A 22,496-nucleotide genomic window follows, 5' to 3' on the forward strand; every position below is an offset into this window, starting at 1 on the left:
TAGCCAGCTGAGCTACACCGGCGTCTCAATTCGGGTGCAAATATAAGGTTGTTTTTTAAACTTCCAAATATTTTTTTCACACTTTTTTATTGATTTTTCTGACTACAATGCGTTGATTTTATCAACCAATTGATTAGCAGCAATTTCAAGATCTTTATTAATTTGTTTGAAATGTAATTTTTTATTTTCAACATTTTTTTGGTTCACTTTAGTGATCAAACTGTCAAATGTTGTAATCGCTTCTTCTACTAATGCGTCTGAAGCCGCAGTTGGTTTTCCTGTAGTAGTCATTTCCCAAATGTAAACTGCTTCAATAATATCACCTAAAACGTAGTTGATGTCTTTTTTTAAGTTTTTAACGCTTGCCATTTTTCTTTGATTTTTAAATTTCGTTGGCAAAATTACAACTAATCTTTTGATTAAAGGTTATGAAATGAATATTTCTAACAGCGAAGCCTGTCCTGAAATTTCAAAATCGGTAATAACCGCAGGAATTAAAACAGTATCTCCTTTTTTAAAGTCGGTTTTTTCAGCCGTATCCGGAATATGAATCGAGAAATCACCTTCCGTACACACCAAAACGGTAAAAGAATCTCCGTTTTTAGCAAAGGACAGCACTCCATCCAAAGGAATATAATTTGTAGTAAAGTAAGGACAATCTATTACCAGATTGGACTTGTTGTTTTCTTTTGCATAAGCAATCTGTGCATTACCTGCCGAATAATCGATGGCTTCCAATGCCAGGTCAATATGCAGCTCTCTTGAATGCCCGTTTGCATCTACCCTGTCCCAGTCATAAACCCGGTAGGTAATATCGGAAGTCTGCTGAATTTCGGCAATGACAATTCCGGCGCCAATGGCATGGATCGTTCCGGTTTCCAGAAAGAATGCATCGCCTTTTTTAACCTTAATTTCTTTTAGTATTTTGGTCAGCGTTTTATTTTCCAGATGGTGTACATATTCTTCCGACGATGAAGGTTCTTCAAAACCGATTATGATCCGGGAATCTTCATCGGCCTGCATCACATACCACATTTCGGTTTTCCCGAAAGAATTATGCCTGATTTTCGCTAATGCATCATTGGGATGTACCTGAATGGACAAATCTTCCTTAGCATCCAGAAACTTGAATAATAACGGAAATTCATTACCGAATTTTCCGTACACTTTTCTACCCAGTAATGCCTCCGGCTGTAAGGCTAAAAGTTCATTAATGTTTTTTCCAGCTAAGGCTCCGTTTTTAACGGTACTGATATCTCCGGGAACAGTTGAGATCTCCCAGCTTTCGCCGGTAGTTTCGGAAATAATCTCTTTATGAAGTAACGAATATAATTTGGTTCCTCCCCAAATTCTGTCTTTCAAAATGGGGTTAAAAATAAGTGGATACCAATTTACCGTCATAGATTTATTTGTTCATTAGGTTCGCAAAAATGCAAAAAAGTTTTTGAAATAACCAATCTGAACCCAAATCATTTTTAGAAAGCAGTGTTAAATACAAACACAAAGACCGGATTGTTGCGTTCCCGGCTTATCCTTTCATTGCCTTTACCGCTTCCAAAGCTTTTGGCATGTGCTGCGTTGCATTCATACTGTTAAAGACAAAGCGGATTATTCCGTCACTATCCGCAACATACGTTACTCTTCCCGGCAGCAGTCCTAATAAATTAGTCGGCACTCCGAAAAGATTCCGGATATGTTTTCCTTTATCGGACAATAGTATAAACGGCAGCCGGTACTGGTCTGCAAATTTTTGATGAGAAGCACTGCTATCGCCGCTAATCCCGATTACTTCGGCACCCAAAGCCGTAAAATCTTCGTATAAATCCCGGAATCCGCAGGCTTCTTTGGTACAGCCGGGCGTATTGTCTTTTGGGTAAAAATAAATCACCAATGGTTTCTTCCCTAAAAGAGATGCCATATTAAAAACGGCACCCTGCGCATCTGTCGCCTGAAAGTCCGGTATTTTATCTCCTGTTTTTAAACGCATCACGATCCTTTATAGGTTACAAAATTTCTGGGTGTTTCATACAAAACAACCTCCAGTTCCTTGTCTGAAGTAATTTTTGCCCTGATCTTATTCCAGATAACAACCACAATATTTTCTGCCGTCGGGTTTAAATCCGCAAATTCCGGCACATCCATATTAAGGTTCTTATGATCGAATTTATCTTCTATCTCATTCCGGATAATCGCAGCTAAATCACCCAGATCCATCACATATCCGGTTTCCGGATCAATTTCTCCGGTCACACTCACAATCAGTTCATAGTTATGCCCGTGATAATTAGGATTGTTGCATTTCCCAAAAACTGCCTGATTTTTCTCAAAAGTCCAATCTTTGCGATACAGACGGTGCGCAGCATTAAAATGGGCTTTTCGGCTTACAGTAACTTTCATAGCAATTAAACTTTATGAGCTTCTAAATAGTGATAAAACTTGTCAAAAATTATTTTGAACCATACCGTATAGATATCCGGATGTACTTCCATATCTTCTTTTACCGCTTCAATGGACATCCATTTCCAGCTTTCCACTTCTTCCGGATTGATCTCGGGTGCTTCATTGTAGTAACCGATCATTACATGATCAAGCTCATGTTCCGTCAGTCCATTATCGAAAGGTGCCTTATAAATAAACGAAAACAATTCTTTTAACTCAGCGGTGAATCCCATTTCTTCACGCAGCCTTCTTACACCTGCCTGAATATTGGTCTCTCCTTCTCTCTGATGACTGCAACAGGTATTGGTCCACAGCAAAGGAGAATGGTATTTGTGCTGCGCCCGTTGCTGCAGCATGATTTCATTATCAGCATTCAATATAAAAACCGAAAAAGCACGGTGCAATACTGCCTTTTCATGTGCTTCCATTTTTGGCATTAAGCCAATTTGTTCATCCTTTTCGTTAACTAATATTACTCTTTCTTCTGTCATAATTCTTGATTACCTGTCAAAAGTACAAAAAAAGAAATGCATTCACTTTTGCCCTATTTTATAATTTTCACCAATTGTACCGCCAGAAAGCATAAAAACCAAAGGGTAATCCTCCGGGCAAACACCAAACAATCCAAAATATAACTATTTTTGCCACTACAGATTCCATCACAACACAGCATATTCGACCGTATTAGCAGACAGGCACGTAAAATAACCGGATGTACCGGAATAATTTAGCACTGCCTGCGTTATTACAAAATACCAAAACACCAAAAGTTCATGAAAAACATACTCTGCTCCTTTTTAATACTGACATTACTTATCGGGTGCGATAAAAAAGAACCGGCAGCTTCCCCGGAAGTACAGGCCTATATTAACGAGGTCGTTACTTTATTAAAAGCAAAATCCGTTAACCGGAAAAACATTGACTGGGATAAATTCAAAGCTTCCGTTTTAAAACATGCCGAAAAAGCCGTCAGCATACAGGATGCTTATCCGTCTGTTGAATATGCCGTTACCCAGCTGCATGACCATCACAGTTATTTTGCTGCGGCAAATAACAATGAGGACAGCGAAAAAGCGCCGCCCACTTTAACCGACGAAACCGTTCCGGCCGATATCGGCTATATCCGCATCCCTTACTGTATGGGTGATGAAGATCAGCTTGAAGCGTATCGCAACAAGGTACTGGAACAGCTGAAAGAGCGGGATAAAGCTAATTTAAAAGGCTGGATTGTTGACTTAAGAGGAAATTTCGGAGGCAATATGAGTCCGATGTTAACCGGAATTGCTCCGGTATTAGGCAACGGAATCGTTGGCTATTTCATTGATCCGGACAATAATGCAGAACCCTGGATCTGTAAAGACGGAAAAGTACTTTACGGCACAACGACAATTGAAGATATACACGAATTTTATTCCCTGAAAAAAGCAAACCCTTATGTAGCGGTATTAACCGATTCGCTAACCGCTAGCTCCGGAGAAGCAGTCGCGGTAGCCTTTAAAGGCAGACCAAAAACCAGAAGTTTTGGAACCAAAACTTTTGGTGTTTCCTCGTCAAATGAAGTGTACATTCTTTCCGATGGTGCCAGAATCAACCTTACGGTAAGCACCTTTGCCGACAGAAATAAGCAAAAATACGGCAGTTCAATAATTCCGGACCAAAAGTGCGCCCCGGAAAAAACACTGGAAGAAGCTGTAAAATGGCTTCAGAAAAACAATTAATTACTTCAGCTCCTGATTATTTACGGAAAGTAATCAGGAGCTGATGTATGCTAATGCAAACTTTCCGCTGCTTTCTGTGCGCATTTCTCGCCGTCGATAGCAGCCGAAATAATCCCGCCGGCATAACCCGCTCCTTCACCGCAGGGATACAACCCTTTAATCTGCACATGTTCCAGCGTATCATTGTCACGCGGAATACGAACCGGTGAGGACGTACGGCTTTCCGGCGCATGTAAAATTGCTTCGTTTGTCAGATAGCCCCGCATTGATTTTCCGAATGCGACAAAACCTTCCCGCATTGTCTGCGTTAGGAATCCCGGGAATACTTCTCCTAATTCTACCGATGTTGTTCCCGGTACGTAGGATGTTTTCGGAATGGAATCCGATATTTTATGCTGCGTAAAATCCACCATTCGCTGTGCCGGAACTTTTTGGGTACCGCCCGCCACCTGCCAGGCTTTTTGCTCAATTGCTTTTTGAAATTCCATTCCTGCCAAAGCGCCAAATTTGGCAAATGGCTGAAAGTCTTCCAATTTTAATTCTACTACAATACCGGAATTTGCCGTTTCCTGATCGCGTTTGGAAGGCGACCATCCGTTTGTAACCACTTCACCCGGACTTGTTGCACAGGGAGCGATTACACCTCCCGGACACATACAGAACGAATACATACCGCGTCCGTTAACCTGCTTCACAATAGAATAAGGTGCCGGCGGTAAAAATTCTCCTCTGAAATCGCAGGAGTACTGAATACTGTCGATTAATGTTTGCGGGTGTTCTGCCCGAACTCCTAAAGCAAACGGTTTGGCTTCTATAAAAACTTTTTTACGGTCTAACAGTTCAAAGATATCACGGGCCGAATGTCCGGTTGCCAATATTATTTTCTGAGCTAAAATCTGTGTTCCGGTATGGGTTTCCACACCATAAACCTCATTATTTTTAATCAGGATATCTTTTACCCGGGTTTCAAACAAAACCTGTCCGCCATGTTCAATAATTTTCTCGCGGATATCCTGAATGATCTGCGGCAGTTTGTTGGTTCCGATATGCGGATGTGCTTCAACCAAAATTTCCGGAGAAGCGCCATAGGCTACTAATAATTCCAGAATACGGTTTACGTCCCCTCTTTTTTTAGACCGGGTATACAGTTTCCCGTCAGAATAGGTTCCGGCACCGCCTTCTCCAAAACAATAATTCGAATCTTCATTTACAATGTGATCCCTGTTGATTGCTTTTAAGTCACGACGTCTGCCACGAACATCTTTTCCTCTTTCAATCAGGATCGGTTTTAAGCCCAACTCGATTAACTGCAAAGCTGCGAAAAGTCCGGCTGGTCCGGCTCCCACAACAATTACTTCCTGTGCATTGGTTACATTTTTATATTCCGGCAGCTGTATTTTTGTTTCACTAAAATTTTCGCCCTGAAAAAAAACAGCCACTTTTAAGTTAATCTTAATCGCTTTCTGGCGCGCATCGATGGAGCGTTTCAATACCGAAACATGTTGGATTTCCGCAACACCTGTGTGCATTAATTTCGCGATATGCTCGGTCAGTAAAGCGCTGTTTGCCGCTATTTCCGGCGTAACCTGTATTTGTAATTCTCTTGGCATTTTTATCGGGTTGATTTTAAATCAGAGTGCAAAAATAGTGATTTGCACCGGAATTGATGATCGGCCATCCATTTTTCAGGCAGCGATTTGAATTATCATTCGTAACTTTGTTCTTTAATTTCCTTTAAATATGTCAAGACAAATAAAACTCATTTGGGATTTCCGGGGTCCGGCTGCCGCAAAAACAGCCGAGCATCACGAGATCCATCTGAAAGAATATATTGCTATCGAAAAATTAGATTTAAACATTACCGGATTTGAAATCCTTAACGATATGTATGCAACGGCTTTTATGGTTGTTACCGACGATACGATGATCGCCGTCAGGGATGTCCTGAAACCACATCGGGGAGAATTGTATTCGGAATAAAAAAAGAGGCATTATATAATGCCTCTTTTTTTATTTAGTTTGCTACCTCACTGATAAACTTAATGCGCATCAGTCGTAATTCCTCGGTATCGTAATCGCCGTCAAATTCTTTTAAGGCATCTTTAATATTATCCGATTCGGATTCCATAAAATACTCGTGGATTTCTTCCTGCTGGTCGTCATCCAGTATTTCATCTACCCAGTATTTGATATTTAATTTCGTTCCCGAATAAACAATCTGTTCCATTTCTTTAAGCAGGGTATCCATATCCAGTCCTTTTGCCGCAGCAATATCGTTTAACGACAATTTCCGGTCAATATTCTGAATGATATACAGCTTTAAAGCCGAATTAGCCCCGGTAGATTTCACAACAAGATCATCCGGACGAACAATGTCGTTATCTTCAACATAACGGGCAATAAGTTCAACAAACTCTTTTCCGTATTTTTTAGCTTTGCCTTCACCTACACCATGGACATTTCCTAATTCTTCCAGATTAATAGGATATTTTAACGACATGTCTTCGAGTGACGGATCCTGAAAAACAACAAAAGGCGGAACCCCGATTTTCTTGGCTACTTTTTTTCGCAGGTCTTTAAGCATTGCCATCAAAGCTTCATCAGCCGTTCCGGTCGATTTTGCCGATGTAACAATTGCCTCATCCTCCGTTTCGTTATACTCATGGTCTTCCGACATCATAAACGAAACCGGTTTCTGAATAAATTCCTCTCCTTTTTTGGTGAGCTTTAAAACACCGTAGGTTTCAATATCTTTCGACAGCAATCCGTCAACCAATACCTGGCGGATCAAAGCCATCCAGTATTTTTCTTCAAAGTCTTTTCCTTTTCCGAAAAATTTCTGAGCATCCGTTTTGTGAGCTTTAATTGTCGCATTGATCTTACCAATCAACGTAAAGATCACTTCTTTGGATTTATACAGTTGCTTGGTATCGCGAACTACTTCCAGCAAAGTAACCACCTGATCCTGCGCTTCTACTTTTTTCTTCGGATTGCGGACATTATCATCCATATCGGCCCCTTCGCCATTTACTTCATCAAATTCCTCACCGAAATAATGCAGTAAAAATTTACGACGGGACATTGATGTTTCCGCATAAGCGACTACTTCCTGCAACAGCGCGAACCCGATTTCCTGTTCGGCCACAGGTTTACCGGACATAAATTTTTCCAGTTTCTCAATGTCTTTATACGAGTAATAGGCAAGGCAGTGTCCTTCTCCTCCGTCACGTCCGGCTCTACCGGTTTCCTGGTAGTAACTTTCCAGCGACTTCGGAATATCATGGTGAATAACATAACGCACATCCGGCTTGTCAATTCCCATTCCGAATGCGATGGTTGCGACCACCACTTCCACATCTTCCATCAGGAACATGTCCTGGTGTTTTGCCCTGGTTTTAGCATCCAATCCGGCATGGTAAGGAACGGCACTCACTCCGTTTACCTGTAGCACCTGTGCTATTTCTTCAACTTTTTTACGGCTTAAACAGTAAATTACACCGGATTTCCCTTTGTGCTGCTTGATGAAACGAATAATATCGGATTCGACATTTTTCGTTTTGGTGCGTACTTCATAGAATAAGTTCGGACGGTTAAACGATGCTTTAAAAGTATTGGCATCGGTCATGTCCAGATTCTTTAAAATATCTTCCTGTACTTTAGGCGTTGCCGTAGCAGTCAATCCGATAATCGGAATGTCACCCAATTGTTTGATGATATTTCGAAGGTTGCGGTATTCCGGACGGAAATCGTGTCCCCATTCGGAAATACAGTGTGCTTCATCGATAGCTACAAAAGAAAGCGGTACTTCACGTAAAAAGTTTACATATTCTTCTTTTGTTAAAGATTCCGGTGCAACATACAATAGTTTTGTCAGCCCGGAAGTAATGTCTTTTTTTACCTGATTAATTTCAGTTTTTGTTAATGAGGAGTTCAAAACGTGTGCAATTCCGGCTTCTGAGGATAAGCTTCGGATAGCATCAACCTGATTCTTCATTAATGCAATTAGAGGCGAAACTACAATAGCGGTTCCACCCAGTACTAATGCCGGCAGTTGGTAACATAGGGACTTCCCGCCACCGGTAGGCATAATAACAAAAGTGTTGTTACCCGTAATAATACTTCGAACAACATCTTCTTGTAAACCTTTGAATTGGTTAAAACCAAAATATTTTTTTAACTCTTTATGCAAGTCAATTTCGGTTAGTTTCATTATTTATTATACAGTATTTTACATAAATTTGCAGAATATAAAGATACAAAAATCTTTAATACATACAAATTTTATAAAACTTCTGATTTGAGTAACATTGAAAGCATTTTGGCTACTGCCAAAAAAACAATACAGTCTGAAAGTGAGAGCATTGCAAATCTTGTAAATTACCTTAACGATGATTTTGCAGCAGCCGTAAATACAATCTATCAAAGCAAAGGCCGCCTTGTTGTAACAGGGATAGGAAAAAGCGCTATTATCGCTACAAAAATCGTGGCAACGTTAAATTCCACCGGTACTCCTTCCTTATTTCTTCATGCTGCCGAAGCCATCCACGGTGACCTTGGAATGGTACAGCCTGACGATGTTATCATCTGTATTTCCAAAAGCGGCAACAGTCCCGAAATCAAGGTTTTGGTTCCGCTCTTAAAACGCTTCGGAAATATCCTTATCGGAATGACTGCCAGCGAAACCTCTTTTCTGGCAAAAGAATCCCATTATGTATTAAATGCTTATGTGGAAGCAGAAGCCTGCCCGAACAACCTTGCCCCTACAAACAGTACTACGGCACAGTTGGTTTTGGGTGACGCCTTAGCTGTTTGCCTGATGGAGCTTCGCAATTTCAAAAGTGAAGATTTCGCCAAATACCATCCCGGTGGTGCTTTGGGCAAAAAATTACTATTACGCGTTCAGGACATGCTGGACAATACCCATAAACCACAAGTGAGCCCGGATGCCAGCATTAAAACGGTTATCATGGAAATTTCCGAGAAACGCCTGGGTGTTACCGCAGTGGTGGAAAATGAAAAAATTACCGGAATTATCACTGACGGGGACATCAGAAGAATGCTGAACAACCGTGATACTTTCAGCGACCTGACCGCTAAGGATATTATGACTAAAAAACCTAAAACGGTTAAACCAACCGATATGGTTGTGGATGCTTTCAACATCATGGAAAACAATTCCATCACGCAGTTAGTCGTTGCCGATGAAGGCGCCTACATTGGCATTATCCACATTCATGACATTTTAAAAGAAGGAATTATATAATGGCTAAAAAAACCATGAAAGAAATGTCGTTTCTGGACCACCTGGAAGAATTCAGATGGGTTCTGATACGAAGCACACTGGCAATTGTTATTGGCGGATGTGTCGCTTACTATTACAGTGATTTTATTTTTGATACTATAATCTTCGGTCCAAAGGACGGTAACTTTGTAACCTATCGCTTCTTTTGCGAAATAGCACAGAAATATGATCTGGACAGAAGTTTCTGTATGACAGAGCTTCCTTTTGAGCTTCAGAACCGTACCATGGAAGGGCAATTTGCCATGCTTATCTGGACTTCTATTACCGCCGGATTTATACTGGCATTCCCTTTTATCCTTTGGGAATTATGGAAATTTATAAGTCCTGCGCTGTATGAAAAAGAGAAGAAAAATGCCCGTTATTTTATCTTTATCTCTTCGTTATTGTTTTTCATGGGTGTATTGTTCGGGTATTTTATCATTACCCCGATGTCCATCAATTTCCTTTCCAATCTTACGGTCAGTAAATATGTTATCAACTCCATTGATATACAGTCGTATATCGGTCTGGTAAAATCCACTTCGTTATCAACAGGACTGGTTTTTGAATTACCTATCGTTATTTACTTTTTATCCCGTTTGGGAATTGTATCACCGAGTTTCCTGAGAACGTACCGAAAATATGCTTACGTTATTATCCTGATCATCGCTGCAATTGTAACGCCGCCTGACGTTATCAGTCAGATTATCGTTACGATTCCACTGGTAATTCTATATGAAGTGAGTATTTTCATTTCCAAATTTGTAACCCGAAAAGAAGAACTAAAAAACACATAAGACATGGCTGATTTAGTACAGGAATTTAACGATTATCGTTCCAAGATGAATGATAAGCTTCTGAATGATAATAACAAAATCATCAAACGTATTTTCAACTTAGACACCAATGCCTATATGGAAGGCGCTCTGGATGTTAAAACCAAAGAGCTTTTAGGTTTGGTTGCTTCTGCTGTTTTACGTTGTGACGACTGTATCAAATACCATTTGGAAACATCCTATAAAAACGGCATTACCAAGGAAGAAATGATGGAAGCCATGGGAATTGCAACGCTTGTGGGCGGAACAATTGTGATTCCTCATTTGCGCAGAGCGTATGAATTCTGGGAAGCTTTAGAAAATAATTAATTGTTAATTTATACATCCGTTAATCCCTTTATTTGTTTATTTGCAGGGAGTTTCACAACAAATGCATGTTGCTGTATCCTTCCTCAACTTTGTAACGTTATCGAAAAATGAAATTAAGAGCTGAAAATTTAGTAAAAACCTATAAAGGAAGAAGTGTTGTAAAAGGCATTTCCGTTGAAGTAAATCAAGGGGAAATTGTCGGGCTTTTAGGACCGAACGGTGCCGGAAAAACCACTTCTTTTTATATGATTGTAGGCTTGGTAAAACCCAATAGCGGAAACATTTATCTGGATGACATGACCATTACCGATTTCCCGATGTACAAGCGGGCACAAAACGGTATCGGATACCTGGCCCAGGAGGCTTCGGTTTTCAGAAAGCTAAGTATCGAAGACAACATTCTGAGCGTACTGCAGCTGACAACGTTAACCAAAAAAGAACAGGAAGCTAAAATGGAATCTTTAATTGAAGAGTTCAGCCTACAGCATATCCGTACCAACAGAGGGGATTTACTTTCCGGAGGAGAAAGACGTAGAACGGAAATTGCCCGTGCACTGGCAACCGATCCTAAATTCATTCTTCTGGATGAGCCTTTTGCCGGAGTTGACCCGGTAGCGGTGGAGGATATTCAGCGTATTGTAGCGCAGTTAAAGAATAAAAACATCGGAATCCTGATTACTGACCACAACGTTCAGGAAACCCTTGCTATTACCGACAAAACCTACCTGATGTTTGAAGGTGGTATTCTTAAAGCCGGTATTCCGGAAGAACTGGCCGAAGACGAGATGGTACGTAAAGTATATCTGGGACAAAACTTTGAGCTGCGAAAGAAAAAATTAGAATTTTAAAACATACCAAAAAGGGATACATAAAGTATCCCTTTTTTATTTCCGTAGTGTGCTATTTTTCAGATCTTTTCTATTTCCGTTAAAGACATTAATATCGACCAGCCCTTTAATACCGGGGATTTCGGCCTTTTCGGTAAACTGCCAGATCAGCCACTCGTCTTTTATATTTTCTACAAAGAAATTATAGTTTGCAATCCAGAAGGTATAGCCTTTAAATTCTTCTTTTAAGAAGTCATTATAATAGCTTTCGCCGGAATAAATTATCGGTTTTACACCATAATGTCTTTCGACTTTTTTCAGCCAGCGTTTCAAACCGGTCTTCAAACTATCTACCGACTGGTTTTTAGGTAATTCTTCTATATCCAGAACCGGAGGGAAATCGCCTTTGTGGAGTTTAACCGTTTTAATAAACAGTTCTGCCTGTTCTAATGAATTTTCATTTGGACGGTAATAATGATACGCCCCTCTTACGAAATCGTGGTTTTTAGCGGCTTTCCAGTTTTCATCAAATCGGGAATCAACCCGGTCATTTCCTGCCGTAGCACGGATGAATACAAAACTAAGCGGAAATTCCCCGTCTATTTTGTCAATGGCCTTCCAGTCGATTTTTTCCTGATATTCCGAAACATCAAAACCAACCAACCGGGTATCGTGGCGGCTCAATACTTCAAAAATGCGTACATCGGCTATTTTCCGCTCTTCTGTACTTAGCTTGCCAACTGTTTTATCGGTTTTAAAGCCCAGGTAATACAAAAAGCCATTGCGATACTGATATGCCGCAGCCATAATGGTAATTACAACGGCAATAGCCGAACAGTACAGTATGATTTTTCCAACGGGAATTTTACCTTTCTGTTTTGATTTTGTTTTGTAATTCCGTGGAGTTGCCGTTTTTTTCTTTGGAGCCGGACGTCGCTTCATTGCTGTTTATGCTACTTTCTTTTCCATTTTGTTTGTAATCACAGAAAGCAATACATAAAACAGTATGATCATCGGAATTCCCAGGTATTGGAAGAATATCAGGAACAATGCCGAAATGATCATGAATAAGATCTGTGTTTTATTATTTACCCAGTTTAAGTATTTCACTTTTAGTGAAAACAACGGAATTTCAGCATTTAAGATATAAGCACTGAAAATACTGATTCCGACCAATACATAAGGATTGCTCAATAAATTAGACAATGCCTCAAATTGATTATCGAACAATATCATTGGCAAACTCATGATCAACAAGGCATTTGCCGGCGTTGGCAATCCGATAAAAGAATCCGTCTGACGGGTATCGATATTGAATTTTGCTAATCGGTAGCAAGATCCTAAGGTTATTAAAAATCCTAAATAGGGAACAATTCCCATATAAAAAGTTTCCTGCGTCAGGTTATAATCCGGTTGGTTCTCCTGGATATCTGCCAGCATTTTATACATTACCACACCCGGCACTACTCCGCTGGTCACCATATCGGCCAAAGAATCCAGCTGTAATCCCAGTGCACTTTGTACTTTTAGCAGACGGGCAAAAAATCCATCCCAAAAATCAAAAAATATCCCTACACAAACACACGAAAATGCTTCATTATAATTACCGTTAAAGGCATGTATTAAAGCAAAAATACCGGCAGAAAGATTTAAAAGGGTAATAACATTTGGAATGTGCTTCTTTATTGACATATACAATTACATTTTAAAGATGATCAGACGCCCTGCATGACTGGTGTCGCAAAAATCTAATTTACAAATTTTATGACAAAGGTAATACAATAAGTTAATACAAAATAGAGTTTAGTATTTGAGATTTTTATTTCATATTTGTATAAAATAAATGGCTTTGAAAAAAACCTTATTACTTTTCTTTTTTTCTTTTCATCTCCTTTCTTATAGTCAGGCCGTTAGAAAGTATTCGAATGAGTTTATGAATATTGGTGTTGACGCTGCAGCATTAGGAATGGCGAATGCCGTTGTAGGACATACGGCAGATGTTAACTCCGGCTACTGGAACCCGGCAGGTTTACTAAAAGTTGACGGCAAACAGATCAGCCTGATGCACGCGAATTATTTTGCCAACATTGCCCAATACGATTATGCCGGCTTTGCCATGAAAATTGACGAACGAAGTGCTTTGGGAGTTTCCTTAATCCGCTTTGGGGTTGATGACATTTTAAATACCACACAATTAATAGACAGCCAGGGAAATATTGACTACAATCGTATCAGCCTTTTTTCGGCTGCCGATTACGGCGTAACGTTTTCCTATGCCAGATCGCTTCCTTTAGACGGTTTTAATTATGGTGTGAATGCCAAAATTATCCGCCGTATTATTGGTGATTTTGCCAGTTCATGGGGTTTTGGATTTGATTTGGGGATTCAGTATGAAAAAAACGACTGGAAAATCGGGTTAATGGTTCGCGATATCACTACCACGTATAATGTGTGGACAATTGATGAAGACGAGTTTAACAAGATTAAAGATGCCGTGCCGGGAGAAAACCAGGAACCGCCGGAAACGACCGAGATAACATTACCCAAAATGCAGCTGGGACTTTCCAAGAAATTCATCATCCGTTATGATTACAGCATTCTGGCCGCCACGCAGCTAAACATGCGTTTCGCCAGAACCAATGATATTATTTCCACAAATGCCGTGAGTATCGATCCGGCAGCCGGTTTTGAATTCGGCTATACCGATCTGGTCTTTTTACGTGCCGGTGTTGGAAATTTCCAGAATGTAAAACAGATTGACAATTCCGAAAAACTAAATTTCCAGCCTAACTTAGGGTTGGGTTTTAAATATAAAGGTATTCAGGTTGATTATGCCTTAACAGACATTGGCGACCAGAGTGCCGCACTTTATTCGAATATTTTTTCTTTAAAAGTTGATTTAGGGATTTTTAGCAGATAACACAATACAGTAAACAACTCATGCGCTCTTTTATATTCTCCATCGTAACCGTTTTACTTCTTTTTTCACAAAAGGGTTCGGCTCAGACCAATTTACTGCTTCCGGAACAAACGGAAATCAGTTTACTAACCTGCGGTTCGGGTACGCAATTACACTCCCTTTTCGGGCATACTGCTCTTCGTATTCACAATACCGTAAATGGCGTTGATGTGGTTTTTAATTATGGTGCCTTCGATTTTGGCACTCCTAATTTTTACTGGAAGTTTGTAAAAGGTGATTTGCAGTATTTTGTAGCCACCGGCTCTTATGAGGAATTCGTACAGCAATACCAATATGAGAATCGTTCCATTTATGAGCAAAAGCTTTCCCTGACGCTGGCGCAAAAGCAGCAGCTGACCGCAAATCTGATAGCCGTACTTTCGTCCAATAAAAAATATTACACCTATAAGTTCATCGATCGCAATTGTACTTCTATGGTCGAGGATCTTCTCAATGGTGTTACAGAGCACAAAATCAACACTGCCGTTCCGGATACTCAAAAGGATTACAGAACGATCTTAAACAGCTATCTTGTCAATAATTTTTATGAAAAACTGGGCATTAACCTGATTTTCGGATACAAAGTCGACAAGCAGTCGGATCAGTTATTTCTTCCTTCCGAATTAATGGAAGGCGTAGCGAAAACCAAAAACTTCGGAAATCCGTTAGCGCAGGAAACGACAACCGTTTTCCAGCAGGAAGCAACCGGAAGTACCGCTTCCGTATGGAACAACATCTATACTTTTATCGCTGTAATGCTGCTTTTTGCTTACTTTTCAAACAAAAAACCGGTACTTATCTTCTATTTATTACTAATGGGGCTTTTAGGGCTATTTTTTGCTTTGGTAGGTTTCTATTCTTTCCATGAAGAGTTATTGCTGAATTACAACACGCTTCTGATAAATCCTTTATTACTTTTGGTATTGTTCTTCCAGATCAGAAAGAATACAAAATGGTTAAAGATCAGTATCTATACCTGTCTGGCTCTTATTGGCTGCTATACCGTTTTTATACTCAATAAAGCACATTTGACGATCATGCTGCCTATAATACTGACAACATCTTTTATTTTGATCCGGTTACTGAGAAAAGAGGTTAAATAATACTGCTTATTGCCCTCTGTAGAACAACACCGTGCTCAATGTTTTGATCACGATATTGACGTCTAAAAAGATGCTTCTGTGTTTGATGTAGTATAAGTCATACTGGAGTTTTACCAGACTGTCTTCAAGGCTTTCCCCATAGGAATAATTTACCTGTGCCCAACCGGTCAGTCCCGGTTTGATAACATGTCTTGTTTCATAAAAAGGCATGGTTTCTGAAATTTTCTTTACAAAAACCGGCCGCTCCGGTCTGGGACCGATTACCGCCATATCGCCTTTAAGGATATTGATAAACTGGGGAAATTCGTCAATACGGGATCTTCTTAAAAACTTCCCGAAAGGAGTAATCCGAACATCATTTGCCTTTGCAAAAACAGCTCCGTTTGATTCTGCATTCTGAATCATGGATCGGAATTTATAAATCAGGAAAGGAACCCCGTTTTTACCGACTCTTTCCTGCGTATAGAAAAGCGGTCCTCTGTTACCAATACTGTTTCCGATATAGACTATCGGGATTAGCACGATTCCAAATATTATACCGATCAGCGAGAACAGTATTTCAAATATCCTTACGATATATAAGTATAGTTTATTCTGATTGCTGCGGCTAAAAGGGAAAAACTTATAAAAGTCCTTGGTGTCCTGAAGTATTGGCAAGCGCTGGGTGGAGTGTTCGTAAACCTGTGTATATTCTCTTATAGTCACTCCTTTTTCCAGCAGGTACAAAAGTTCCTGGTACAAATCCGGGGCAATGGTTTCTGTCTCTCTGAAACCGATAACCACTTCGGCAACGGAATGCCTGTTTACAAAATTTTCCAGTTCGGGTAACGCGACTTCTTTATAGAAAACGGATTGTTTCTCACCGGAAACATCAGTAGGCACATAGCCTATTATCTGATAGTGCGGATCGGCTTTTCCCAGTTCCTGTGCTAGTTGTTCTATTTCATCACGGTTGCAGACAAATATTACATTCTTAACAAAGCGGTGTGAAGCGAGAAAGTGCAGGTAGAAAAAACGCCAGGCAAAAAGGCTGATCAGTACTGCCAGAAAGAAGTATACAATCTGCAAACGGTTAGACGGGAGAATGGGGGTAAAAATGGGCGTCAGCAGGTAAAAAAAGACGGTTATAAAGGTTGTCAGAATGATACTCTTTACCACCTGATACTGGTTACTTGCCACCTGTAAATTATACATTTCGAAAATTGTTCCGAAAAGGTTAATGTATATTGCCAGAAAAAGCATCGAACCTACCGATGGCCTTTCGAAAGAGAAATAATGGAATTCGAAAAAATACTCTGAAAGATATAGTGCCAGTAAAACAGCAACAACATCTATTAAACGCAGTAATACCTTACGCTCCGAAATTTCGAAATGTATTTTCTTTGCATTCATTCCTGTGTGTCCCTAAATAAACAGATTTTACTTAATTAAAAGTATTATCAGCCGATTTTTATATTTAATCCTAAATAAAACTAAGCAAACTTACGATAATATTAATGATTATTAAGCAAGTTATCCCATTGCTTTTTCACTTCTGTCCAATCAAATGCTATTATTTTCCGGTAGGCATTTTTAGTTTGCTCCCGGGCAAAATCAGGATTTTCGATCAGCTTAACAATTGCTTCGGTCATTTCAATCACCGCATTATCACCAACCAACTGAGCATCAATATCATGAGTTAACAAATATGATATTCCCCCAACATTCGTTGCAACAACCGGCATTCCTAAAGCCATTGCTTCCAGAACGCTAACCGGTGTGTTATCAAAATGTGTTGTTGAAATAAAAATATCAAAGTCCGGTGCCAAACCGGTCCATTCCTTTTTGGTAAGCCTGCCGGTAAACTGAACCGTTACTTTTTTTGCTTCCGCATATTGCTTTGTTGCTGCGAAACTTCCGTCTTTTTCCGGCCCAACCATACAAAGCGATGCTTCCGGATATTTTTTTTGCAGTTCACTAAGCACGGCTACAGCCATTTTAGGGTTATAGATATCCGCAAAAGCTCTTACCCATAGCAACCTGGGTTTCAAATTGGTTCGCTCCTTAAAATCATACTCCTTAAGTTCGATAACGTTAGGAACATAGCTTACATTGGGAACTTTAAAATCTTCAAATATTTGCTTTAAATATAGTGATGGCGCTACGTTTCTATAGGCATTATTGAAGATCATCCTGCTCCACCGGGGACTTTTACTTAGTCTTTCCGGCAGATTGCCGCCATGCAGAAACGGTATGTACCGGCATTTTAAAATTCTGCAGCACTGGCTCACCAGAAAAGCATACCAGAAGTTAGCAGTGCTATAGGTATCGATAATTACAAAATCGGTTGTTTTAGCATGCCTGAATAAGGTTGCCAGCATGTCCAGAATGCGCACTACTTTATTGCTCCGGGAGGATGCACTCACAACATGATAGCCTTCATTAGCAAAAAGTACCGAAAGGGTATCTACCGTTGTCGGATTATGTCCGTGAACCGCCAGTTTATTCCCTATGTACAACAGTTTTTTCATCCGGATAGACTTTTAATAACGTTAGTGCATAGACAAAAGCCGGTGCTGCCATTCGCATGGCCGCATGGTTAATGGTGAGCAGCCAGAAAGCGAAAAAGGACAACAACAAAAAGTGGTGTTTATTATCAAGATACAGCGTTAGAGGTGTTATAAAGAGTATTAGTAAACCAATAACTCCCAATAACCCGTGTTCGGCAAGCATTCTTGTTATTTCGTTGTGTGTTGCTAATTCAATTCCCGTTAACTCCTGTCTGTATTCTTTGTTTTTCCCGACACCAATTCCTAAGAAAGGATGGTCAACAAACATTTGAATCTCTGTTTTAATAAGGTCTTCTCTTCCCGACAGTTTACTTTGTTTTTGTCTTCCTAAAGCATCTTCATTAGCATATCGCTTATCAATTAGACCACTGGTCTGATAGGAGCTATAAGTCCAGACACCCAGCGTTGCCACTAATGAAAAAATAAAGATGACACTCATTTTACTTTTTCCATTTTTATTGAGCATAAAATAAACGATGATAATGAGTAAAAGAATCATCGCACAACCTGTAAACATCCCGCCTCTTGAAAACGTCACGATCCCGCGATAAGCCGCTAACAGCGTTAGCGAGATATTGATAATCTGGATTTTTCGGGTAGTCGAATTCAGTAGAAATTGTGCAAAAAACAGAAAAGTACCCAATCCTAAAATTGTGGATACCTGGTTAGGTCCAAATCCGCCTGAGGTTTCAAAATTAGACTGGGTTCCGGTTACCACATCCCGTATACTGGGCGTATATAAAAAAAGATAGGTTATTACTGTTACTATAGGCAATGAAAAAGCCGGCAGCAAATTCAGCAGTTGTTGCTTTGTTATTTGCCTTCTATAGCAATATACCGAAGCCACACCCAGACATACCGGTCCCGAAATATTAAAGGCTATTGCTTTTCTCAGATTTGCTTCGTAAGAAAGGGTGACGGTAGAAACGACAATTCCGGGTATCAGTAATACTATGAAAAGCCAGTAAATAATCGCATTTTTGGAAAAACCGCTATACACCATGCCGATTAACATGTATATCATTACACTGTATTTCCCGTATTCATTAAAAATCATTCCTCCGGTCATTCTCAAAAAAACCTCAACACCAACAATATATGCCGCCAAATAAAGTGCTTCATTGTTTTTGTTCCTGGTTTTTATCAATATTAAAACGGAGCATACAAAAATTAAAATTGTCAGTATTTTCGCCAGGAATGGAAGAAAATAAACAATACCTCCAATACCTATATGGATCAATACCAGTTTGAGATAGTTATTGTTATTAATTGTCATGCCTGATAAATTTTAAATATTTTTCCACAACTACCTTTTTAGAATAGTTCAAATGGATTTCCTGTTTCAAGTTGGTTCCAATTATTTTTCTTCGCTCTTCATCCTGAATGATCTTTGTCAGCTCTTTTTCAAAGGAAACTGCATCTTCTGAGTTTATCAAAATACCGTTATTCTCTTTGATTATTTTTGGAATCTCGCCTACAGCAGTTACAACTACCGGTAACCCTAAGTAACCATATTCCAAAAGTGAGACTGGCAGTCCTTCAGAAAGAGATGTCAAAACACCTATTGTCGATTGGTTTATAACCGACTCAATTGCATTTACGGAACCATAAGTATAAACATTTTGCTGTAAATTATTTGAAATAATTTTATCGTTAATAGCTGCCGAATATTCATCATGGAAATCTTTTCCTACCAGATGAAAAGTCCAATCGGGGAAAGAAATTACAATTTTTCTGGCGACTTCAAGTAACATTAAATGATTTTTTTGTTTCCGGAAATTTGCCAGACAAAGAATTCTTTTACCGCTTATTCCATGCAGGTTTATTTTTTCCGGACTCTTATTGATAGCAACAAAATTGGGCAGGTACAATACTTTATTACAGTATAGGTTTACTTTTGCCCATTTCTCTAAAATTTCATTAACGGCAATTATCCTATAGAAAAAAAGTGAGGCTATTTTTAGGGTGTTTATATTTTTCCTCTTGTGTAAAAATTCACTATTCCCAAAATGGTCATGCCAAATAATTTTGAGTGACGGATAAATACATTTGAGCAGAAACGCCAAAAAGAAGGAACTACTATGTGCCTGAACGAACGTTATCTTATTTTCCTTGACAAATTTCCGCAAGCGGAAAAGTGCCTTAATATCTAATATTGATTTCCTGTTTAGAGCGAGGTACTTTACTGCTACTGCTAACTCTTTTTTTAGTTCTCCTTCTTTACGGGTTGTAACCAAAGCCGAAAAAGAGTTAATATCCAAAAGTGCATTAGCATAGCTAACCGCCATTTTTTCTGCTCCTCCGGGTTCTAAACTATCTATTAATTGAAGTATTCGCATTGTTGCTGGTAAAACCAATTTTTTAAATCAACATAGTTCCACTTAATCGGCCCTCTGAAATTCAAATCTTTAACATCGCTTTCCAATCTGTTTCCATCGTAAACAAAATAATATTTCCCGTCTACTTTCTGGATATCCAGCTGGTGCATCCCGGCATTAAATTCTTTTATTTTTTCATTTCGTTTCAGAAAAAAGGGAAGTTCTCTTTTAACAGTGTAGTTATCTCCTTTAAAATTGAAACGATAGATGGACAATCCGTATCCGTAACCCTGTGTAGAATTCTGTACCGGCAACAATAGTCCTTTTTCATCAGCAAAAAAGCGTCCTCCAGCCCTGGCTTCGGTTCCCATCATCACTTTTGCTTTCTTATGAGCTCTCCATTTTCCATGTAAAGAATCTGCTTCAAACATATACATATTGAGGTGATCATCTGAGGCAACCATGACATTTAATGTATCCGACAAATAAATTGTAGGATCCTTCAATTCCCTGTTTTTAATTAATGTGTCACAAACTTTCCATCCGTAAGGAAAATTCGCTGCTTTGTATAACAATACATGCCCCGATCTTTTGGCTTCGGGCAGCATATAATAATCGTTTTTATATTTAAAAACCTGTGGATAAGACAAATGGAATTTCTCTTTTAACACTGTTCCTTTATATTGATAATTAACCCCGTCAACTGAGGTCAGCAGGGCGATATCTGCATTGGGAGCGTATTTTTTATGCTCAAAAAACAGATAAAAGGTGTCTTTTTCTTTTATAAAAAACGGATCAGCAAGGAAAGCGGTGCTGTCATTGTGCTGTTTTAATTTTTCTAAAGGATACAGGATATTTTTTTCGAACAGCATCTTATCGGGAAATTTTTCAGACAGCCCAAAACCAATAGACCAGGGTCCGCTTTGAGGTTGTAAAAAAGGTGTTCTGTAATTAATTACAATAGCTAAAAGTCCAATGCTAACAATACTAAATAAAATCACTTTTTTTTTCATCTTACCCTGCAACTATATTTTTTATTTCCGCTTCAAAATAATCAATGGTATACTGTCTGGACCAATTTACACCTTGGGTTATCATTTGCTGATACTCCTGATTATTTGTGATTACTGTCATTATATTTTTACTGTCGGTCTCCTTGTTCATTGTCAGGATCAGTCCTCTTTTACCATCATCCAGCATGTTCGCAACACATGAAACAGCTGTTGCTATCGGGACGCATCCCCAAAACATGGCTTCTGCAACAACTTTAGGCCATCCTTCACTTTGCGAAGGTAATATTAAAAAATGATTGTTTTGGTATGCTTTTTTAACCGTTTCCTGAGTTTGATTCCCCTGTAACGTTACGATATGCTGAAGTTTACCGGCAGCTAAATAGCTTTCAATTGCTGTTCTTTCTTTTCCTTCTCCATATATTTTCAAGGCAACATCCAGTCCTGAATGATACAGCGATTCTATTAATTGTACGGCATACAGTGCTCTTTTTCCTTCTGATAAGGTTCCGGCAAATAAAAACGTAATTGTTTTTGTCAAATCCCTTGGCTGTATTGCTTCTTTTTCATGCTCCCGATACGTTGCCGTAAAAAACGGGAGTATGTTTTTGCTTCTATGCTGCCATTCCCCATAAACCAGCACTTTCATATTCCGGGTTAAAAAGGTATTGCTTAAAATCCATTTTTGCAAGCGATAACTCCAGGGTTGTTTTGCTTTTGGATCCCAGTTCCCGGCATATTTTGCAGTTTTCTTCTTATTGGGAAACAGAATTTGAACCAAACATCCGATTAAGCCCATATTTCCGGGACAACGCAAATGAATATGGTCTGCCTTTTTCATTACTTTGAAGGTACTCCAAAATAGCTGAGGCAAATAAACCATTGTTTTTAAGATCTCTTTTACAGACAATAATGAAAATGCCGGAACCGGAAAAAAAGAAACAGTAGCATGGTTATAGGCCAAATCTACAGCCGATAACGGTGCTTCTGTCATGGGTGCCACGAGCAATACTTCATCAACATATTTAAACCATATATTCATTTCCTTAACATAGGGACCGTATGCAAAATACCGTTCATCCGTATGGATATGTGGAACATGTGTTATAAGGGCTAATTTCATTGGTTATTACTCTGATTTTAAATT

General features: G+C 39.3%; 23 protein-coding genes. 8 read left to right on the forward strand and 15 right to left on the reverse strand.

The window, feature by feature from the left end; genetic code table 11:
- Positions 1-102 precede the first annotated feature (102 nt).
- The 5 genes from B3394_RS15505 to idi all read right to left on the reverse strand — a co-directional run bounded on the left by B3394_RS15505 (position 103) and on the right by idi (position 2,930).
- Complete coding sequence (locus B3394_RS15505) at positions 103-369, reverse strand: hypothetical protein (RefSeq protein ID WP_177732735.1); 267 nt, start codon at positions 367-369, stop codon at positions 103-105.
- Positions 370-426: 57 nt separating this feature from the next.
- Positions 427-1,401 (reverse strand): type I phosphomannose isomerase catalytic subunit, encoded by a 975-nt coding sequence (locus tag B3394_RS15510; RefSeq protein WP_177732732.1) that lies wholly within the window; start codon positions 1,399-1,401, stop codon positions 427-429.
- Between the two features lie 127 nt (positions 1,402-1,528).
- A complete protein-coding gene (locus tag B3394_RS15515) occupies positions 1,529-1,987 on the reverse strand; it encodes a peroxiredoxin (RefSeq protein ID WP_177732729.1) in 459 nt (152 codons plus the stop codon).
- Positions 1,987-2,397, reverse strand: a complete 411-nt coding sequence (locus B3394_RS15520; protein ID WP_286926736.1) for a 6-pyruvoyl trahydropterin synthase family protein — start codon at positions 2,395-2,397, stop codon at positions 1,987-1,989. The genes B3394_RS15515 and B3394_RS15520 overlap by 1 nt, the downstream gene beginning before the upstream one ends.
- 5 nt (positions 2,398-2,402) lie before the next feature.
- On the reverse strand, positions 2,403-2,930 hold the full coding sequence (gene idi, locus B3394_RS15525) for an isopentenyl-diphosphate Delta-isomerase (protein ID WP_286926738.1): 528 nt from the start codon (positions 2,928-2,930) through the stop codon (positions 2,403-2,405).
- A gap of 282 nt (positions 2,931-3,212) precedes the next feature.
- On the opposite strand from idi, the gene B3394_RS15530 reads away from it, so the two are divergent.
- Entirely contained in the window at positions 3,213-4,157 is a 945-nt protein-coding gene (locus tag B3394_RS15530) for a S41 family peptidase (RefSeq protein ID WP_286926740.1), read from the forward strand.
- A gap of 50 nt (positions 4,158-4,207) precedes the next feature.
- Here B3394_RS15530 and B3394_RS15535 read toward each other — a convergent pair whose 3' ends face one another.
- Positions 4,208-5,767: an NAD(P)/FAD-dependent oxidoreductase gene (locus B3394_RS15535; protein ID WP_286926742.1), complete on the reverse strand. Its 1,560-nt coding sequence runs from the start codon at positions 5,765-5,767 to the stop codon at positions 4,208-4,210.
- Between the two features lie 130 nt (positions 5,768-5,897).
- On the opposite strand from B3394_RS15535, the gene B3394_RS15540 reads away from it, so the two are divergent.
- A complete protein-coding gene (locus B3394_RS15540; RefSeq protein WP_286926744.1) occupies positions 5,898-6,137 on the forward strand; it encodes a hypothetical protein in 240 nt (79 codons plus the stop codon).
- Positions 6,138-6,171: 34 nt separating this feature from the next.
- On the opposite strand, the gene recQ is transcribed toward B3394_RS15540, so the two are convergent.
- Positions 6,172-8,367: a DNA helicase RecQ gene (gene recQ, locus B3394_RS15545; protein WP_286926746.1), complete on the reverse strand. Its 2,196-nt coding sequence runs from the start codon at positions 8,365-8,367 to the stop codon at positions 6,172-6,174.
- An 87-nt stretch (positions 8,368-8,454) separates the two neighbouring features.
- Here recQ and B3394_RS15550 point away from each other — a divergent pair, with 87 nt between their 5' ends.
- The 4 genes from B3394_RS15550 (at position 8,455) to lptB (ending at position 11,431) form a co-directional block, all read left to right on the forward strand.
- Positions 8,455-9,420: a KpsF/GutQ family sugar-phosphate isomerase gene (locus tag B3394_RS15550; RefSeq protein ID WP_286926748.1), complete on the forward strand. Its 966-nt coding sequence runs from the start codon at positions 8,455-8,457 to the stop codon at positions 9,418-9,420.
- Positions 9,420-10,235 (forward strand): twin-arginine translocase subunit TatC, encoded by an 816-nt coding sequence (gene tatC / locus B3394_RS15555; protein ID WP_177732703.1) that lies wholly within the window; start codon positions 9,420-9,422, stop codon positions 10,233-10,235. The genes B3394_RS15550 and tatC overlap by 1 nt, the downstream gene beginning before the upstream one ends.
- A gap of 3 nt (positions 10,236-10,238) precedes the next feature.
- Positions 10,239-10,583, forward strand: coding sequence for a carboxymuconolactone decarboxylase family protein (locus B3394_RS15560; RefSeq protein WP_177732700.1), 345 nt, complete (start codon positions 10,239-10,241; stop codon positions 10,581-10,583).
- 107 nt (positions 10,584-10,690) lie between these two features.
- On the forward strand, positions 10,691-11,431 hold the full coding sequence (gene lptB / locus B3394_RS15565; protein ID WP_286926751.1) for an LPS export ABC transporter ATP-binding protein: 741 nt from the start codon (positions 10,691-10,693) through the stop codon (positions 11,429-11,431).
- A gap of 36 nt (positions 11,432-11,467) precedes the next feature.
- Here lptB and B3394_RS15570 read toward each other — a convergent pair whose 3' ends face one another.
- Positions 11,468-12,352 (reverse strand): glycoside hydrolase family 25 protein, encoded by an 885-nt coding sequence (locus B3394_RS15570; RefSeq protein ID WP_177732695.1) that lies wholly within the window; start codon positions 12,350-12,352, stop codon positions 11,468-11,470.
- A 6-nt stretch (positions 12,353-12,358) separates the two neighbouring features.
- A complete protein-coding gene (locus tag B3394_RS15575) occupies positions 12,359-13,102 on the reverse strand; it encodes a CDP-alcohol phosphatidyltransferase family protein (protein WP_286926753.1) in 744 nt (247 codons plus the stop codon).
- A gap of 241 nt (positions 13,103-13,343) precedes the next feature.
- Here B3394_RS15575 and B3394_RS15580 point away from each other — a divergent pair, with 241 nt between their 5' ends.
- Both B3394_RS15580 and B3394_RS15585 read left to right on the forward strand, forming a co-directional pair.
- Positions 13,344-14,330 carry a PorV/PorQ family protein gene (locus B3394_RS15580; protein ID WP_177736238.1) on the forward strand — a complete coding sequence of 329 codons (987 nt, stop codon included), beginning with the start codon at positions 13,344-13,346 and terminating at the stop codon, positions 14,328-14,330.
- Between the two features lie 20 nt (positions 14,331-14,350).
- A complete protein-coding gene (locus B3394_RS15585) occupies positions 14,351-15,472 on the forward strand; it encodes a DUF4105 domain-containing protein (protein WP_286926754.1) in 1,122 nt (373 codons plus the stop codon).
- 6 nt (positions 15,473-15,478) lie between these two features.
- On the opposite strand, the gene B3394_RS15590 is transcribed toward B3394_RS15585, so the two are convergent.
- From B3394_RS15590 to B3394_RS15615, 6 genes are all read right to left on the reverse strand, one after another.
- Positions 15,479-16,864, reverse strand: coding sequence for an exopolysaccharide biosynthesis polyprenyl glycosylphosphotransferase (locus B3394_RS15590; RefSeq protein ID WP_286926756.1), 1,386 nt, complete (start codon positions 16,862-16,864; stop codon positions 15,479-15,481).
- Positions 16,865-16,965: 101 nt separating this feature from the next.
- Positions 16,966-17,982 (reverse strand): glycosyltransferase family 4 protein, encoded by a 1,017-nt coding sequence (locus B3394_RS15595; RefSeq protein WP_286926758.1) that lies wholly within the window; start codon positions 17,980-17,982, stop codon positions 16,966-16,968.
- The gene (locus tag B3394_RS15600) at positions 17,954-19,297 is read right to left on the reverse strand and encodes an O-antigen ligase family protein (protein ID WP_286926761.1); all 1,344 of its coding nucleotides are present in this window, start codon (positions 19,295-19,297) and stop codon (positions 17,954-17,956) included. Before B3394_RS15600 ends, B3394_RS15595 begins: the two co-directional genes overlap by 29 nt.
- Positions 19,287-20,360 (reverse strand): glycosyltransferase family 4 protein, encoded by a 1,074-nt coding sequence (locus B3394_RS15605; protein ID WP_286926763.1) that lies wholly within the window; start codon positions 20,358-20,360, stop codon positions 19,287-19,289. Before B3394_RS15605 ends, B3394_RS15600 begins: the two co-directional genes overlap by 11 nt.
- Entirely contained in the window at positions 20,342-21,352 is a 1,011-nt protein-coding gene (locus B3394_RS15610; RefSeq protein ID WP_286926765.1) for a glucosamine inositolphosphorylceramide transferase family protein, read from the reverse strand. Before B3394_RS15610 ends, B3394_RS15605 begins: the two co-directional genes overlap by 19 nt.
- 1 nt (position 21,353) lies before the next feature.
- Positions 21,354-22,472, reverse strand: a complete 1,119-nt coding sequence (locus tag B3394_RS15615) for a glycosyltransferase (RefSeq protein ID WP_286926767.1) — start codon at positions 22,470-22,472, stop codon at positions 21,354-21,356.
- Positions 22,473-22,496 lie beyond the last annotated feature (24 nt).

The organism is Flavobacterium sp. UBA4197 (assembly GCF_002379575.1).
GTDB lineage: Bacteria > Bacteroidota > Bacteroidia > Flavobacteriales > Flavobacteriaceae > Flavobacterium > Flavobacterium inviolabile.

Coding starts and splice junctions, on each gene's coding strand:
- B3394_RS15505 (WP_177732735.1), bottom strand. CDS start 369: ATGGCAAGCGTTAAAAACTTAAAAAAAGACATCAACTACGTTTTAGGT.
- B3394_RS15510 (WP_177732732.1), bottom strand. CDS start 1,401: ATGACGGTAAATTGGTATCCACTTATTTTTAACCCCATTTTGAAAGAC.
- B3394_RS15515 (WP_177732729.1), bottom strand. CDS start 1,987: ATGCGTTTAAAAACAGGAGATAAAATACCGGACTTTCAGGCGACAGAT.
- B3394_RS15520 (WP_286926736.1), bottom strand. CDS start 2,397: ATGAAAGTTACTGTAAGCCGAAAAGCCCATTTTAATGCTGCGCACCGT.
- idi (WP_286926738.1), bottom strand. CDS start 2,930: ATGACAGAAGAAAGAGTAATATTAGTTAACGAAAAGGATGAACAAATT.
- B3394_RS15530 (WP_286926740.1), top strand. CDS start 3,213: ATGAAAAACATACTCTGCTCCTTTTTAATACTGACATTACTTATCGGG.
- B3394_RS15535 (WP_286926742.1), bottom strand. CDS start 5,767: ATGCCAAGAGAATTACAAATACAGGTTACGCCGGAAATAGCGGCAAAC.
- B3394_RS15540 (WP_286926744.1), top strand. CDS start 5,898: ATGTCAAGACAAATAAAACTCATTTGGGATTTCCGGGGTCCGGCTGCC.
- recQ (WP_286926746.1), bottom strand. CDS start 8,367: ATGAAACTAACCGAAATTGACTTGCATAAAGAGTTAAAAAAATATTTT.
- tatC (WP_177732703.1), top strand. CDS start 9,420: ATGGCTAAAAAAACCATGAAAGAAATGTCGTTTCTGGACCACCTGGAA.
- B3394_RS15560 (WP_177732700.1), top strand. CDS start 10,239: ATGGCTGATTTAGTACAGGAATTTAACGATTATCGTTCCAAGATGAAT.
- lptB (WP_286926751.1), top strand. CDS start 10,691: ATGAAATTAAGAGCTGAAAATTTAGTAAAAACCTATAAAGGAAGAAGT.
- B3394_RS15570 (WP_177732695.1), bottom strand. CDS start 12,352: ATGAAGCGACGTCCGGCTCCAAAGAAAAAAACGGCAACTCCACGGAAT.
- B3394_RS15575 (WP_286926753.1), bottom strand. CDS start 13,102: ATGTCAATAAAGAAGCACATTCCAAATGTTATTACCCTTTTAAATCTT.
- B3394_RS15580 (WP_177736238.1), top strand. CDS start 13,344: ATGAATATTGGTGTTGACGCTGCAGCATTAGGAATGGCGAATGCCGTT.
- B3394_RS15585 (WP_286926754.1), top strand. CDS start 14,351: ATGCGCTCTTTTATATTCTCCATCGTAACCGTTTTACTTCTTTTTTCA.
- B3394_RS15590 (WP_286926756.1), bottom strand. CDS start 16,864: ATGAATGCAAAGAAAATACATTTCGAAATTTCGGAGCGTAAGGTATTA.
- B3394_RS15595 (WP_286926758.1), bottom strand. CDS start 17,982: ATGAAAAAACTGTTGTACATAGGGAATAAACTGGCGGTTCACGGACAT.
- B3394_RS15600 (WP_286926761.1), bottom strand. CDS start 19,297: ATGACAATTAATAACAATAACTATCTCAAACTGGTATTGATCCATATA.
- B3394_RS15605 (WP_286926763.1), bottom strand. CDS start 20,360: ATGCGAATACTTCAATTAATAGATAGTTTAGAACCCGGAGGAGCAGAA.
- B3394_RS15610 (WP_286926765.1), bottom strand. CDS start 21,352: ATGAAAAAAAAAGTGATTTTATTTAGTATTGTTAGCATTGGACTTTTA.
- B3394_RS15615 (WP_286926767.1), bottom strand. CDS start 22,472: ATGAAATTAGCCCTTATAACACATGTTCCACATATCCATACGGATGAA.